Origin of the sequence: Paenibacillus sp. PK1-4R, assembly GCF_030369595.1 — a bacterium.
Taxonomy (GTDB): Bacteria; Bacillota; Bacilli; order Paenibacillales; family Paenibacillaceae; genus Paenibacillus.
In genome coordinates, this window is the sequence record NZ_CP126535.1 from 1,976,993 (window position 1) to 1,992,758 (window position 15,766).

General features: G+C 45.9%; 13 protein-coding genes. 12 read left to right on the top strand and 1 reads right to left on the bottom strand.

Annotated elements, in window-relative coordinates:
- The first annotated feature begins 144 nt into the window (after window positions 1-144).
- The 4 genes from ilvB to QNO02_RS08675 all read left to right on the top strand — a co-directional run bounded on the left by ilvB (window position 145) and on the right by QNO02_RS08675 (window position 5,311).
- Window positions 145-1,896, top strand: coding sequence for a biosynthetic-type acetolactate synthase large subunit (ilvB, locus tag QNO02_RS08660; protein WP_091032851.1), 1,752 nt, complete (start codon window positions 145-147; stop codon window positions 1,894-1,896).
- Entirely contained in the window at window positions 1,893-2,375 is a 483-nt protein-coding gene (gene ilvN / locus QNO02_RS08665; RefSeq protein WP_024628317.1) for an acetolactate synthase small subunit, read from the top strand. The genes ilvB and ilvN overlap by 4 nt, the downstream gene beginning before the upstream one ends.
- A 262-nt stretch (window positions 2,376-2,637) precedes the next feature.
- Complete coding sequence (gene ilvC / locus QNO02_RS08670) at window positions 2,638-3,630, top strand: ketol-acid reductoisomerase (RefSeq protein ID WP_062833429.1); 993 nt, start codon at window positions 2,638-2,640, stop codon at window positions 3,628-3,630.
- A 139-nt stretch (window positions 3,631-3,769) separates the two neighbouring features.
- Window positions 3,770-5,311, top strand: coding sequence for a 2-isopropylmalate synthase (locus QNO02_RS08675; RefSeq protein ID WP_091032848.1), 1,542 nt, complete (start codon window positions 3,770-3,772; stop codon window positions 5,309-5,311).
- A 381-nt stretch (window positions 5,312-5,692) separates the two neighbouring features.
- Here QNO02_RS08675 and QNO02_RS08680 read toward each other — a convergent pair whose 3' ends face one another.
- Complete coding sequence (locus QNO02_RS08680) at window positions 5,693-6,673, bottom strand: aldo/keto reductase (protein ID WP_133384119.1); 981 nt, start codon at window positions 6,671-6,673, stop codon at window positions 5,693-5,695.
- 233 nt (window positions 6,674-6,906) lie between these two features.
- Between QNO02_RS08680 and leuB the strand changes: the two genes are divergently transcribed.
- The 8 genes from leuB to QNO02_RS08720 all read left to right on the top strand — a co-directional run bounded on the left by leuB (window position 6,907) and on the right by QNO02_RS08720 (window position 15,695).
- The gene (leuB, locus tag QNO02_RS08685; protein ID WP_133384120.1) at window positions 6,907-7,992 is read left to right on the top strand and encodes a 3-isopropylmalate dehydrogenase; all 1,086 of its coding nucleotides are present in this window, start codon (window positions 6,907-6,909) and stop codon (window positions 7,990-7,992) included.
- Window positions 7,993-8,270: 278 nt separating this feature from the next.
- Window positions 8,271-8,810: a peroxiredoxin gene (locus tag QNO02_RS08690; RefSeq protein WP_091032840.1), complete on the top strand. Its 540-nt coding sequence runs from the start codon at window positions 8,271-8,273 to the stop codon at window positions 8,808-8,810.
- A 356-nt stretch (window positions 8,811-9,166) separates the two neighbouring features.
- The gene (locus tag QNO02_RS08695; RefSeq protein WP_017689649.1) at window positions 9,167-9,583 is read left to right on the top strand and encodes a hypothetical protein; all 417 of its coding nucleotides are present in this window, start codon (window positions 9,167-9,169) and stop codon (window positions 9,581-9,583) included.
- A 448-nt stretch (window positions 9,584-10,031) separates the two neighbouring features.
- The gene (locus tag QNO02_RS08700) at window positions 10,032-11,138 is read left to right on the top strand and encodes an ATP-binding protein (RefSeq protein ID WP_133384121.1); all 1,107 of its coding nucleotides are present in this window, start codon (window positions 10,032-10,034) and stop codon (window positions 11,136-11,138) included.
- A 121-nt stretch (window positions 11,139-11,259) separates the two neighbouring features.
- Window positions 11,260-12,225 (top strand): AAA family ATPase, encoded by a 966-nt coding sequence (locus QNO02_RS08705; protein ID WP_289391829.1) that lies wholly within the window; start codon window positions 11,260-11,262, stop codon window positions 12,223-12,225.
- Between the two features lie 4 nt (window positions 12,226-12,229).
- Window positions 12,230-13,345, top strand: coding sequence for a DUF58 domain-containing protein (locus QNO02_RS08710; protein ID WP_047842250.1), 1,116 nt, complete (start codon window positions 12,230-12,232; stop codon window positions 13,343-13,345).
- Window positions 13,342-14,655, top strand: coding sequence for a DUF4129 domain-containing protein (locus QNO02_RS08715; RefSeq protein ID WP_091032786.1), 1,314 nt, complete (start codon window positions 13,342-13,344; stop codon window positions 14,653-14,655). The genes QNO02_RS08710 and QNO02_RS08715 overlap by 4 nt, the downstream gene beginning before the upstream one ends.
- A gap of 83 nt (window positions 14,656-14,738) precedes the next feature.
- Window positions 14,739-15,695 carry an aldolase catalytic domain-containing protein gene (locus QNO02_RS08720; RefSeq protein WP_047842252.1) on the top strand — a complete coding sequence of 319 codons (957 nt, stop codon included), beginning with the start codon at window positions 14,739-14,741 and terminating at the stop codon, window positions 15,693-15,695.
- The last annotated feature ends 71 nt before the right edge of the window (window positions 15,696-15,766 follow it).

Below are 15,766 nucleotides of genomic sequence, written 5' to 3' on the forward strand. Positions count from 1 at the left end.
GCGAAATTTCGGGCAAAGTTGGGTGGTACCACGGAAGCGATAACCTTTCGTCCCTCGCAAGCATGAACTTGTTTGCAGGGATGGAAGGTTTTTTTTGTAACTTTAAATGTCAGAATGGTGTAAATTTCGAGAGGAGGATGACTGATGGGAGCTCAAATTCCAGAAGTACGGTCAACAGATGAATTACGTGAAAAATGGATGAAGCCGGAGGTCATTAGCGGATCCGAAATTCTGCTGAGAAGTTTGTTACTTGAAGGTGTCGAGTGCGTATTTGGTTACCCGGGCGGCGCAGTGTTGTACATTTACGATGCGATGTATGGTTTCGAGGATTTCAAACACGTTCTCACTCGTCACGAACAAGGTGCAATACATGCAGCTGACGGATATGCACGTGCAAGCGGCAAAGTTGGTGTCTGCATCGCTACTTCCGGACCAGGAGCAACAAATCTGGTTACGGGTATTGCAACAGCGTATATGGATTCAGTACCACTCGTAGTCATTACGGGGAATGTTATTTCAAGCCTGATCGGTTCAGATGCTTTCCAGGAAGCGGATATTACCGGGATTACAATGCCAATCACTAAACATAGTTACCTGGTGAAAGATGTAAAAGATCTGTCCAGCGTAATTCATGAGGCATTCCATATTGCCAATACCGGTCGTAAAGGTCCTGTACTGATCGACATCCCGAAAGATGTATCAGCGAACAAAACATTGTTTGAACCGACAACTGAACCTGTTATATTGAGAGGGTACAATCCACGGACAGTACCAAACAAACTGCAGGTTGACCGTTTGGCCCAAGCCATTCAGGAAGCAGAACGTCCAATGATTCTGGCTGGTGGCGGTGTGGTATACTCGGGAGGACATGAAGAACTGTTCGAGTTTGTTGAGAAGACAGGCATTCCAATTACGACTACTCTCCTTGGTCTAGGCGCTTTCCCAAGCGGTCATGAATTATGGACGGGTATGCCAGGTATGCACGGAACGTACACTTCCAATCAGGCTATTCAAAAAGCAGACCTGCTGATTAATATCGGCGCTCGATTCGATGATCGGGTAACAGGCAAGCTGGATGGATTCGCTCCACATGCCAAGATCGTTCATATCGATATTGATCCGGCTGAGATTGGTAAAAACATTGCAACCGATATTCCAATCGTTGGTGATGTGAAGACGGTACTGGAAATAGCCAACAAAGAAGTTGGACGTGCAGAGCGTGCAGATGCATGGAGAGACCAGATCAAACAGTGGAAACAAGAGAAACCTTACAGCTATACGGATTCAGACGAAGTGCTGAAACCCCAGTGGGTTGTTGAAATGCTGAATGATACAACCAAAGGTGAAGCAATTGTAACTACGGATGTGGGACAACATCAGATGTGGGCAGCACAATATTATAAATTTAATCAACCGCGTTCATGGGTAACTTCGGGTGGTCTCGGAACGATGGGCTTTGGATTCCCTTCTGCCATAGGTGCTCAGATGGCCAATCCGGACAGACTCGTTATCTCCATTAACGGTGACGGCGGAATGCAGATGTGTTCCCAAGAACTTGCGATCTGTGCCATTAACAATATACCGGTAAAAATTGTGATCATTAACAATCAGGTACTCGGAATGGTTCGCCAATGGCAAGAGATCATCTATGAGAACCGTTACAGCCATATTGATCTGGCAGGAAGTCCGGATTTTGTAAAACTGGCTGAAGCTTATGGCGTAAAAGGTTTGCGTGCAACCAATAAGGAAGAAGCCCAGCGTGCTTGGCAGGAAGCCTTGGATACACCAGGACCGGTCGTTGTTGAATTCGTAGTACGCAAGGAAGAAAATGTATATCCAATGGTTCCGCAAGGAGCGACAATTGATCAAATGCTGATGGGGGATGCTGACGAATGATAAGACATACGATCTCGATACTGGTAAACGATCAGCCTGGCGTCCTTCAGCGGGTATCAGGGTTGTTCGGTCGACGCGGATTTAACATTGAGAGTATTACAGTAGGTCAATCGGAAGAACCTGGACTCTCCCGGATGGTTATTGTCACCATTGGTGACGATAAAACGCTGGAGCAGATTGAGAAACAATTGTACAAAATCATCGATGTCATTAAAGTGGTTGATTTCAGCCTGAAACCGATGGTCGCCCGTGAACTCGCCCTGATCAAAGTGAAAGCAGAGCCTTCCGAGCGTCCTGAGATTCTGGGTGTGGTAGAAACATTCCGCGCATCCGTTGTAGATGTAGGTCCAGGCAGCCTGATTGTGCAGGTAGTCGGAGATACGGACAAAATTGATGCTATGATTGAATTGCTCAAGCCATATGGCATTCGCGAATTGTCCCGTACAGGCATAACTGCATTGGTACGCGGCAACGTATAAAGCTATAATGAATGAAGTAGGGACGACGGTTAGCTAACATATACAGTTGATCTTATGTGAGTGTCAGTCCCTTAACAGTTGTAATTTAACATTTTAGTGATGTAACGCTTGAAAATATAGCTACATTCCCGCATTAATGGGCGGGTGTCTGAACGGATCGGATCAGACCAGAGATGCTTTTGACACTCCAAGCGAGTCGGTCCCTTGAGACACCCGCTCATTAATGAAGGGTTCTTTACAATACAAAGGAGGACTTATAAACATGCCAGTAACTACTTATTATGAACAGGATGCAGAGCTTAACGTATTGAAAGGAAAAACGATCGCGGTAATCGGTTATGGTAGCCAGGGCCACGCCCAAGCTCAAAACCTTCGTGATAGCGGATTGAACGTAGTCATCGGACTTCGTGAAGGTAAATCCTTCGACACTGCAAAAAATGACGGATTTGAAGTTCTTTCCCCGGCTGAAGCAACAAGCCGCGCAGATGTAGTTCAAATCTTGCTGCCAGACGAAACTCAAGCTTCTGTATACAAAAACGAAATCGAACCAAACCTGAAAGAAGGCGCTGCATTGCTCTTCTCACACGGTTTCAACGTTCATTTCGGTCAAATCGTTGCTCCAAAAAACAGCGATGTATTGCTGGTTGCTCCTAAGTCCCCTGGTCACATGGTACGTCGTACTTATGTGGAAGGTTTTGGTGTACCGGGCCTGATCGCGATTGAGCAAGATGCAACGGGTAAAGCTAAAGAAATCGGTTTGGCTTATGCTAAAGGTATCGGTTGTACACGCGCAGGGGTTATCGAAACTTCCTTCCGTGAAGAAACAGAAACAGATTTGTTCGGTGAGCAAGCTGTCCTGTGTGGTGGCGTGAGTGCATTGGTAAAAGCTGGATTCGAAACATTGACAGAAGCAGGTTACGCTCCTGAAATGGCATACTTCGAATGTCTGCACGAACTGAAGCTGATCGTTGACATGATGTATGAAGGTGGACTTGCAAGCATGCGTGATTCCATCAGTAACACAGCTGAGTACGGTGACTACGTAACTGGACCTCGCGTTGTAACTGAAGATACGAAGAAAGCAATGAAAGAAGTGCTGACGGATATCCAACAAGGTAAATTCGCACGCGACTTCATCCTGGAAAACCAATCCGGACGTGCATTCTTGACAGCAACTCGTCGTAACGAAGCTGAACACCCAATTGAAGTGGTTGGCGGACAATTGCGTGAGATGATGCACTGGATCAAGAAGTAAGCATTAACTTCTAGAACATGCACTTTAAGGTATTCAAGTAAACTTAGAGCTTTAACTGGGAATAGCGGCCGTGCTTATGCGTGAGCCGCTATTGCTGGTTCAGAGAAACATATAATAACAAGTACAGGAGGTGCGAAGCGTGCGTAAAATCTATGTATTTGACACAACGCTGCGTGATGGAGAGCAATCCCCGGGAGTCAATCTGAACACTCGTGAAAAGGTGGAAATTGCCCATCAGCTCGAGCGGCTTGGCATTGACCGGATGGAAGCGGGTTTCCCGGCGGCATCTCCAGGTGATCTGGCAGCTGTCAATGCAGTAGCAAATGCGGTCAAAAATGTGACTGTAATTGGCTTGTCCCGTTCCAGAGAGCAAGACATTGATGCGGTTAAAGAAGCACTTAAAGGTGCACAGGACCCGTGTATTCACGTTTTCCTGGCAACTTCACCTATTCACCGCCAACATAAATTGCGCATGGACAAAGCGCAGGTACTGGATACAGCTCGTTCCGCGATTCGTTATGCAAAGAAAACATTCTCAAAGATTGAATTCTCACTTGAGGATGCAGGTCGTACCGAGTATGATTTCCTTGTGGAAATGGTAAATATGGCTGTTGAAGAAGGTGCAGCGGTCGTGAATATTCCGGATACGGTTGGTTACCTGAGCCCATATGAATACGGAAACATTTTCAAACATCTCAAGGAGAATGTACACGGTATTGAAAAGGTACAGCTGAGTGCCCACTGTCATAATGACTTGGGTATGGCGACGGCCAATACACTTGCTGCCATTCTCAACGGAGCCGATCAGATCGAAGGTACGATCAATGGCATTGGTGAACGTGCCGGAAACACGGCGATCGAGGAAATTGCTATGGCACTGGAGACACGTCAGGAATTTTTCCAGGCGAAAACATCGCTGCAGTTGTCTGAGATTGCACGGACCAGTCGTTTGGTTAGCCGTTTGACAGGTATGGTTGTGCCTGGAAACAAAGCCATTGTTGGCGCAAATGCCTTCGCACATGAATCCGGCATTCACCAGGACGGCATGCTGAAGGAAAAAACAACGTACGAAATTATGACTCCAGAGTCCATCGGTCTGAAAGAAAGCAAGCTTGTACTGGGTAAACATTCTGGTCGTCATGCCTTCCGTGAGCGGTTGATTGATCTGGGATATGAGCTGGAAGAAGAAGCATTGAATCGGGCTTTCGCCCAGTTCAAAGATCTGGCTGATAAGAAAAAAGAAGTTACTGATGAAGATCTGCTTGCCGTAATTGAAGAGAAATTGCAGGATGCACCTGAGGTGTATAAACTGGAATCCATCTTCGTAACGTACGGAGATGAATCGGTACCAACGGCCAAAGTCCGCATTGCAACGCTTGAAGGGGATACGATTGAGAAGCAAGCAGAGGGTAATGGATCGGTAGATGCAATCTACAATGCGATTGACCAAGTGAGTGGGGAAGACGTAACGTTGTCTGACTACTCCATCAAATCGGTAACGCATGGCAAGGATGCATTGGGTGAAGTACATGTTGTGCTGACTCAAAATCAGGTTTCGGTACAAGGACGTGGCGTAAGCACAGATATATTGGGTGCAAGTGCACGTGCCTATGTAGACGGTCTGAATCAATTGATTGAGAAGCGTAAAACATACACGAACCGTGTAAACGTTAACCTGTAGGCTCCGATGCAAGAAGCACGCACCCTTCATTGAACTGAACTTTAGCTGAGGCATATGTATGCTGTTAGAATGATCTATCTTTAATTTAATGGATATAGAAGATCGTTCGGCTTGCTTTGTTACGTTTAGTGAGGTACGTAAAGAGTCTGACTCTCCTGTGGAGGGTCAGACTCTTTTGCTTGTATTTAAGCATTTTGCATAAAGCCTCTAAGCGTCTTCCAATCAGCAAGATATAGATCGAAATGATTCTGTTCGTCTATATCTTGTACCCGTGAGCGGTATAATTCGAATTATGCAAAATGCTGATTTATATAATTATGGCAGTGAAACACAGAACCTTTTCTTCGCTTACCTATTGCATTGGCTTACGCTATCAAGCTATTACCACGCGTATGCATTAGGGGCATGTCCACCTGGACCCGGGAAAATCTCATCCAGACGTTTGAGCACCGCTTCATCCAAAGTCACGTCCAGACATTTGAGTGCGGTCTCAAACTGCTCCAGCGTACGCGGTCCGATAATCGGGGCGGTCACTGCCGGATTGGCTGCAACCCATGCCAAAGCCACCGTATCCTGTGGTTCACCGAGATCACGACACAGTGCGGCAAAGTCTTCAAGCTGAGTTTGCTGCTGCTCGATCCGTCCAGCGATGCCCCCGCTGCGTGTTCCTTCCAGCTTCTGCAGAGCGTTACGTCCCAATAAACCACCATCCAGTGGACTCCATGGAATAACGCCGAGGCCCAGCTCTTTGGCAGCGGGCAGTACTTCCAACTCAGGCAAACGACAGTTGAGGCTATATTTATGTTGTTCGGAAACCAGGCCGAGGAAATGACGATTCTTGGCTTCGCTTTGAGCGATTGCAATCTGCCATGCAGCAAAGTTACTCGATCCTACATAACCGATTTTACCCTGATGAACGGCATTTTCAAATGCGCCCCACAGCTCATTCCACGATATGGCAGGGTCTACATGATGCATCTGGTATAGTTCGATATGATCGGTCTGTAAGCGGCGGAGGGAACCCTCGAGATGCCGTCTGATTTTGTAGGCGGAGAGGCCAGCTTCGTTGTTGGGACCATCTGTATCATCATGCATGGAGCCATAGACTTTGGTGGCCAGAACCACTTTCTCACGTCTGCCACCACCCTGGTTGAACCAGCGTCCGATAATTTCTTCGGTAAGACCGGAATTCTCACCCCAGCCGTAGATGTTAGCGGTATCAAAAAAGTTCACGCCTGCATCGAGTGCTGCGTCCATAATGCGAAAAGCTTCTTTTTCATCTGTAGCAGGCCCGAAATTCATGGTACCGAGACAGATTCGGCTGACCTTGAGTCCTGATTTACCCAAATACGAATATTGCATGTTGCTTATCCCTCCTGCGTACCTAATTTGAATTCAGCTATATTTTAACCCAGCCGGGAGGTCAGAACAACTTGGAAAGGCCAATCTCTATTGGCTTATAGGTAAAATCTATTAAAGTCATAGATTGTATATCTTGGTCAAATGACCTTGGAATATGATACAAAAGAGAGAGTTAATATGAGACGTTACTTTATGAATAATTAATGAATGAAATATAAGGAGTGGACAACCCAATGGCAGATGTGAAAAAAATTGCAGTTATTGCTGGTGACGGAATCGGCCCTGAAGTCGTAGCTGAGGCTGAGAAAGTTCTTAAACGTACGGAGGAAGTATTCGGTTATCGTTTTGAGACAGAGCATGCGCTGTTTGGCGGAATCGCAATTGATGAGAAGGGTACACCTCTTCCTGAAGAAACACTGACTGTATGTAAAAGTGCAGACGCAGTCCTGCTTGGAGCAGTTGGCGGTCCAAAATGGGATAACAACAGCAAGGAGCTTCGTCCGGAAACAGGCCTGCTGGGTATTCGCAAAGCACTTGGATTGTTCTCCAACCTGCGTCCAGCTGTCGTATTTGATTGCCTGAAGGATGCTTCAACTCTGAAGCCTGAAGTCCTGGAAGGTACAGATCTGATGGTGGTACGTGAGTTGACAGGTGGTATTTACTTTGGTGAGAAGTTCAGACGTGAAAGTGCACAGGGCGAAGAGGCAGTAGATACATGTGCGTATAATGTAACAGAAGTGGAGCGGATCGTTCGTCAGGCATTCGAAATTGCGCAAGGACGTCGCAAAAAGCTGGCTTCTGTAGATAAAGCCAACGTATTGGAAACTTCCCGTCTCTGGCGTGAAGTCGTGAACCGGGTAGCACCAGATTATCCGGATGTTGAACTGGAGCATGTACTGGTAGACAACTGCGCGATGCAATTGCTGCGTCGTCCGTCCAGCTTCGATGTCATCGTAACGGAAAACATGTTCGGAGATATCTTGAGTGATGAAGCAGCGATGCTGACTGGCTCCATCGGTATGCTTGCATCTGCATCACTGGGAGAAGGCAGCTTCGGACTCTATGAGCCGGTACACGGTTCTGCACCAGATATCGCAGGTCAAGGCCTCGCTAATCCGATTGCAACCATTCTTTCTTTGGCGTTGATGTTCCGCACAACCTTTGGTTATGCAGAGGGTGCAGATGCCATTGAAGCAGCTGTGTCGGATGTATTGAACGCAGGACATCGCACAAGTGATATTGCTGTAGACAAGAGCACAGCGATCAGCACGACCGAGATGGGCGATTTGATCGTAGCGGCTATTCAGAAACAGGCGTAATTATATTACCAACAACATGGCAGCCCTTTGTTTCCAGTTATGGAATGTACAGAGGGCTGTTCCTTTATCATTTTTGCCACGAAAAATCCTTATTTATAATGATTATAAAAAAATAATGTTTATAATCTTGACTTTGGGAAGTCCGGATGATAACATTTTACTTGTACTTGTTATCAAGTATCAAATCATTTTAATTACAGGAAAAGCGTACGCGTTTTTCTTGATGATGAGCAATCCGCAAGGATGCTTACATAATCCCAAAGGAGGAATTTTTAGTTATGGCAGAACGTTTGGTAGGTAGACCAGCACCGGATTTCGCAATGGAAACAGTATCGGGAGACGGACAAGACTTTGGTTCCGTTAAACTGTCCGATTATCGTGGCAAATGGCTTGTATTCTTCTTTTATCCTTTGGACTTCACATTTGTGTGCCCAACTGAAATTACAGCTTTGAGCGTTGCTTCCGAGCAATTCAAAGCTTTGGATACAGAAATCCTTGGCGTGAGCGTAGACTCCGTACACAGCCACAAAGCATGGATCAACACACCAGTAGACAGCAATGGTTTGGGTCAATTGAACTTCCCGCTGGCTTCTGACATCACGAAGCAAGTGGCTAAAGATTACGGCGTTCTGATCGAAGAAGAAGGCGTAGCATTGCGTGGCTTGTTCATCATCGATCCAGAAGGCGAATTGAAATATCAAGTGGTTAACCACAACGATGTAGGCCGTAGTGTTGAAGAAACACTTCGCGTACTGCAAGCACTGCAATCCGGCGGATTGTGTGCAATGAACTGGAAACCAGGCGACAATAACCTGTAAGCCAGATTAACTTGAACGTTTTTTGTTCAAGCCCTCATCCCGTTAGGGATTGAGGGCTTTTTGCACCCTTTTGCCGGAAGTTATCACGAAGTTAATCAAAAGTGTTTGAACAAGCAGCTAAGCGTGTTAATAATATATTAGAAGAAAGTCTTCTTTTTATCTGTTGAAAGAGGAATTGATGGCCTTTAAGGCGAATAGGGTATGGAAACCCGGTAAATATTCCGGTGCTCTGCATTTATAATCTGTACATGAATGTGATACACTGATGGAACTATTCCTTTTCGGAAGTGCTGGAAGTGTACGGGATGGCATTTTAACAAAAAAGTCCCGGCACGTAATAAGGAGGGTGAACAAAAATGAGTTACTGTTGTGGGGCAAGTATGGTTGGAACGAAGGGCACGCTGAAGCATTACCGCACCCAGGTTCATAATGTTCCCCTGCTGTTTTGCCCGGTGTGTCACCGGGTTGAGGTGCATTATAAAGTGGAAAATGAATATGAAATTCTGGCTGAATATGCGCATGGAGACGGTGCATCTGAGATCGACTTTCAAGATTATGTTACAGAAGATGAGGATGCGATTTTTGAAAACTGTGTAAACCGTGAGAGCGAGGATGCCATGGTTATTGTGCAGCGCCAGATTGATATGGCTCTGGATTTGCTCAGGCTCGCGAAGGAAACCAAAGACGAGAAGTGGGAAAGCGAACTTAAACGTCGATTAGCTGTGATGAGTCAGCGCAGACTGAAAATTCAGCATAATAAGACCGGACTATAGATGAACTCGGATATATCACAAATTAAAGATATTAAAAACGAAGCTGATTTGCCTATTGGGTGAAATGGCTTCGTTTTTTTTCTGTATTCTGGAACTAGTTCGAGGTTTTTTTTAAAATAATTTCCATTCGACACTTTCTCCGATTGACTCTCTTCTATAAACTTGTCTATGATAAAAACAGACTTGCAAAAGAGGCGGAGCAAAAAAATGTTCGTGTTTGGGAATAGGAGAAGGTCAGAATGGGACAAACGTATATGATTTTCCGGATCGACTGTTGGTTACCGGGAATAGACCAGCTTGAGTTCCGGCCATGCCATCCATATTTTCGGCTCAGCCCCCCAACGAAAGGGCACCGGTAATGAAAAATAAAATCGGCCCTTCCTGTTTCTGTGATGATATGATGTCCGAATGGCAAGTTTATCATTTACGTGAAAAGGAGGAACCTGACATGATTAGTGAATTTCAGGATACAGTGCCTCAACCAACGGATGGTTTCCCGCCTGTGCATCTGGATAACAACAAGTACGAGAATGTACTGGAACATCTGGATAGCGGTATTATGTTGTTTGACAGTCACGGTGTATTGACGTTTATTAACGTTCAGATGGCAAAGTTGTTGGAACTTCCAAGAAGTCTGTTGAGCGGCTGCACCCTGATGCAAATGCTGCATCATCCGCAGATGAGCCGATTCAAGAAAAAGAAAATTTTACGTATCTATCGGGAAACTATTTTTCACCGTAAGCGCTATCATGAGTTGATTGATGAATACGGAAGGCATTGGCTGGTTACTGTGACGTACGGTGATCAGATGGATGGCGACTTCTTGTTCAGCGTCAAAGATGTATCTGATTATAAACAAATTGAACAGACCGCTTATCAAAATGACAAACTTGCGATGCTGGGGCGAATTTCAGCATCTATTGCTCATGAAATTCGTAATCCGTTGACTGCAATCCGTGGGTTCATCCAATTGCTCAGGCCCCATTTGCTGCAGCTCGGCAAAGACGAGTACGCTCGAATCATACTGACGGAGATTGATCGGGCGAATGACATCATCTACGAATTTTTGAATTCTTCCAAACCGTCAGCTCCACAGAAGACCGTGATGTCCGTCGACTCTTTGCTCAAAGAGGTGGTCTTGCTGACCGAAAGCGAAGGTTTGATGAAGGGATGCGAGATCATACTGGATGAAGGGGATGCCCCGCTGAATGTGTCCATTGATGTCAAACAGATTAAGCAGGTTATTTTGAATATGGTGAAAAATGCAATGGATGCCATTGAGGAAGTTGGCGAAGAACATACGGGTTTAATTCGAATATCTACCGCTACGGAAAACAAGTTTGTGCAGATCTCCATCGCGGATAACGGTCATGGAATGGACCATAATACGCTTGTACGTTTGTTTGATCCATTCTTCACGACCAAGGAGAGCGGAACGGGGCTTGGACTTTCGGTGAGTTACCGAATCATCAAGAACCATGGAGGCACCATCTCTGTGGATAGCAAAAAGGGCGAAGGAACGCAGTTTATGATTATGTTACCCTTGGTATTTTGAGAAAAGCGGGGAGTCAAGGAGTTGGCCATTTGCCAACTCCTTTGTTTTATGTTGCCAATTAGGGTTATAGTTAGTAATGAATGCGAATACATAAGCTCCATAACGGAAGGATGAGATGCAGATGGAAATCCAAGGAATGGAACAAATGAATCAACAACTGATGGATCACGTGGGAAAAGTGATTGTGGGAAAAGAGCATACCATAGAGCTGGTGATGACAGCCATCATAGCGTCAGGACATGTGCTGTTGGAGGATGTACCGGGTACCGGGAAAACGATGCTTGCCAAATCGGTAGCCTCTTCATTGGACTGCACATTCCAACGGATACAGTTTACACCGGACTTGCTGCCCTCTGACTTAACAGGGATTCATTTTTTTAATCAAAAAGATGGGGATTTTGAATTCCGACCCGGCCCCTTGTTTGCCAATCTTGTACTAGCTGATGAGATTAACCGTGCTACACCGCGTACACAATCAAGCTTGCTGGAGTGCATGGAAGAGCGCCAGATCAGTATCGACGGTTCAACGAGACAGCTGGAACGGCCATTTATCGTTATCGCTACCCAGAACCCTGTAGATAACCAGGGAACTTTTCCACTACCTGAAGCGCAGATGGATCGTTTTATGATGAAAATTCGCATGGGTTATCCAAGCAGTGAAGAGAGTGTAGAAATTTTGAGACGTACGGTAGCCAGTCGTTCAGTTGATGATCTCTCGGCAGTGATCAGTCGTGAAGAACTTTTGAAGGCGCAGGATACGTATAAAACAGTGCAAATCAACGAAGATTTGCTGCGATATATCATTCAGTTAACCGAAGCGACAAGGCAACATCCCGAGCTCTCGCTTGGCGTAAGTCCACGAGGGGCTCAGGCATTACTCAAGGCAAGTCAGGCTTGGGCTGCACTGCATGGCAGAGATTTTGTTTTACCTGATGATATTAAAGTGCTGGCGGAACCTGTGCTGGCCCACCGACTTGTATTCCGTAACCGGATCAGACAACAAGAGGGCTTGGCTGAGCGTATCATCCAGGAACTTCTGAATCAGACAGAAGTGCCTACGGAGAATCTCGCTACAAGCGGGCGTTAATCTTATGGCATTATTATGGCTTGTCCTTGTTGGAGGCATTGTCGTAGTTATACATGGTGTGTGGTTTGGACGACCTGCACTGCGAAAACTCAAGTACAGCAGACAATTCAGCAAGCTGCGTTGTTACGCTGGAGATGAACTTGAGATGGTGGAGACGATATCGAATGAGAAACGAGTCTCTGTTCCGTGGCTCAGACTTGAATCGATGATGCCAGTGTCGTTTGTATTTCGTTCCGGCTCAGGTATGGATATTAGTCAAGGCGAAATCTATCAGAACCATAAGAGTATTTTTACGTTAAAACCGTTTACTCGTATTACGCGTAAGCATCCCTTTACATGTACTCAGCGTGGAATTTATCCATTAAATACAGCAACGATGACAGGTGGGGATCTCTTTGGCGTGTGGCGTTCCACCAAACCGATTCCTTTGCAAATGTCTATGATTGTGTATCCTTCATTAGTGAATGCAGAGGATCTTCCTGCAATTTATCAGGTATGGCAGGGAGAAGTGGAAGTATCACGATGGATCGTTGAAGATCCGTTCTTGATCCTGGGTGTTCGGCCTTATGGTGCAGGAGACCCCATGAATCGTATCCACTGGAAAGCGAGTGCACGTACAGGTGAATTACAGGTCTACAAACAGGGATGGACAGCTGATCCGCAGTCCTGGATTGTAGTCAACATTCAAGAATCTGCAGATATGTGGAGTGTAGTCACTCGACCGGAAAAGATTGAACGGGCACTCCGTTATGCTGCCACGGCTGCAGTGGATGCCATTGGTAGAGGGTTGCCGGCAGGCTTCGCCCATAATGGTTATCATGTGGGTGGAGGCCGCGATACACTTCGGATTGAGCCGGATTATGGCACGCCTCATCTGGAACGGTTACTGGAAGCTATGGCTGAGACAGAGTTGAAATGCATGGTGCCCATGGAGCAATTCCTGAATGATGAAGTACGTCTGAATGAAGAAGCACAGCAAATCCGCAGCTATCTGCTGATTACATCCTATGTATCTGCCGCTATGGAGCACGAGATTGCACGTCTGCACGAACAAGGACATCGTGTAACGATTCTCCCGGTAGAGGACGTGAAGGGTAATACAAAGGCGGTGAGTGCATGAGGAACAGACCGGTAGCGACGACCAAAGGACTCATAGCAATGCTTGCCGTCTTGATGGCTGGCATCTACCTTTTTCCGATATTTACGCTTGCTTCATTCTACGCAATGGAACATTTGCCGTTCACATTATTCATCCTGGTCATTCTTGTAGGTTGGTTAGGACAGTTCATTCAACATAAAATTCCAGGTTTTAGCGAGAAGAGTACATTCATTCGTGGAGTAACGGCACTCGTCATAGGATTTCTCTTTGCACTCGTTGTTGGGATGAGCCTCATTCTCCCGTTGCCGGATATCATCACATTGGTACTGTGTGGAGTCATCTCGGCTTATGCAGGTCTGACCTTCCAGCCAGTCTTTCATTCTGTGTTGTTATGGCGTTTGCAGATTATGGGTGTAATCAGTGCAATCGTGCTTATGATTGCTTCGAACTCGTTGGAATTCATGCAGCCGATACGAACCTATACCCTATGGATTTATATTGCGGGAGTGATCAGCTTTGCCTTTTGGCTGGTTGGACGATATATGCTGCAACTGGATCAGGCAATACTCAACGATGGCAAGAGAAGATTGGTATTAAGAGATTTTGCACGTGCGAATCATCAGCGGTTCATGTGGATGTTTATTGTTATCGTCGCGATTGGTGCTTTCCCAAGTCTGGCTGCCTGGCTGGGACCGCTACGTGATCGCTTGCTCGCATGGATCAGGGGATGGTTTGGTCCGATTTCCGGCGAGGAGCCACGATTACCAATGGACAACCCCAATCAGCAGTTAAATATACCGAATGACTGGAGAGAGCCGCCATCCGAGCCCTCAGTCTTCTGGAACATCCTCGGATGGGTAGTGATGTGTGCTGTAGCAGGAGCAATTCTGTGGCTGCTTCTGAGGTTGGGACAAAAAACGATAAACAGACTTATGGACCGATTCAAGGGGATGTTACAACCCGGTGAAAAGAAGGCAGAACCACGGACGGAGTATATCGATGTCAGTGAGACGCTTGATGCGCCAGCAAAAGTCCGAAAGAATTGGTTTCGGAAGAAAGAAGCGCCCCCTGCACAGGATGCCGAACGTGTTCGGTATTACTATCGGACATGGATTGAAAAAGCAGCTCATCGAGGCGTGGTAATACAGGGGACGCATACTCCGCTGGAGGCTGCACAGACCATTATTCAGAATGGTGTGAAGGTAGAAGAAGATGAGCTGTCTGCGAGACTGCCAGATACGTATAATGCCGTTCGTTATGGAGAGAAAGCTCCCGATCGTTCCGATATGGTTGAGATTGACCGAATCTGGAGATCTTATCGAAGTAAATAAGTCCGGAATCCCTTTACTTTTCTTGTCACGTTCAAGTATCATGAGAGGAATACACAAGTTGGTCAGAAAAGGAGCAGACATTAATGAAGACAAATCATTGCAAAATTGTAGATTGTACGATCCGTGATGGCGGATTGGTGAATAATTGGGACTTTAGCGTGGACTTTGTTCAACAGCTGTATGCTGGATTGAATGAAGCTGGCGTTGATTATATGGAAATTGGATATAAGAACTCTCCGAAGTTGCTTAAAGGTGCCGAGGAAGCAGGACCATGGCGTTTCCTGAACGATGATTTCCTGCGTAAAGTTATTCCTCAAAAAGGAAATACCAAACTGTCTGCTCTGGTTGACGTAGGTCGTGTGGACGAAAATGATATCTTGCCTCGCAGTGAGAGCATGCTGGATCTGATCCGGGTTGCCTGCTACAGCAAAGATGTGGACAAGGCACTTGCTCTGGTTCAAACATTCCATGATCGTGGATATGAAACTACACTTAATATTATGGCACTCTCCAATGTTATGGAGAATGAGTTGCTGGAAGCATTTGAATTGATCAAAGAAAGTGCTGTGGATGTTGTTTACATTGTAGACTCCTACGGTAGCTTGGACCATAATGATGTGAAATACCTGGTAGAGAAGTTCAAGACTCACTTGCCTAACAAGCGTCTTGGTGTTCACACACATAATAATATGCAGCTTGCGTTTTCTAACACATTGGTTGCGGCAGAACTTGGCGTCGAACTGCTTGATGCTTCTGTGTATGGCATGGGACGTGCGGCAGGAAACTGTCCAACCGAATTGCTCGTAGCTCATCTGAAAGGAACGAAATACAATCTGCGTCCAGTACTTGGTGTATTGGAACAGCTGATGGTTCCACTGAGAGAAAAAGAAGAATGGGGTTACATTCTGCCTTACATGATTACAGGTGCGTTGGACGAGCATCCACGTTCAGCGATGGCGATTCGCTCATCGGAAGACAAGGATAAGGTTGTTGATTTCTATGATAAATTAACAACACCAGAAGTGAATTTTGATAAGTAATATAGTCTGAAATACAGTTGTAAAATAGGAAAACATGGACTCTAAATGGAGATCCATGTTTTTTTAGTTCT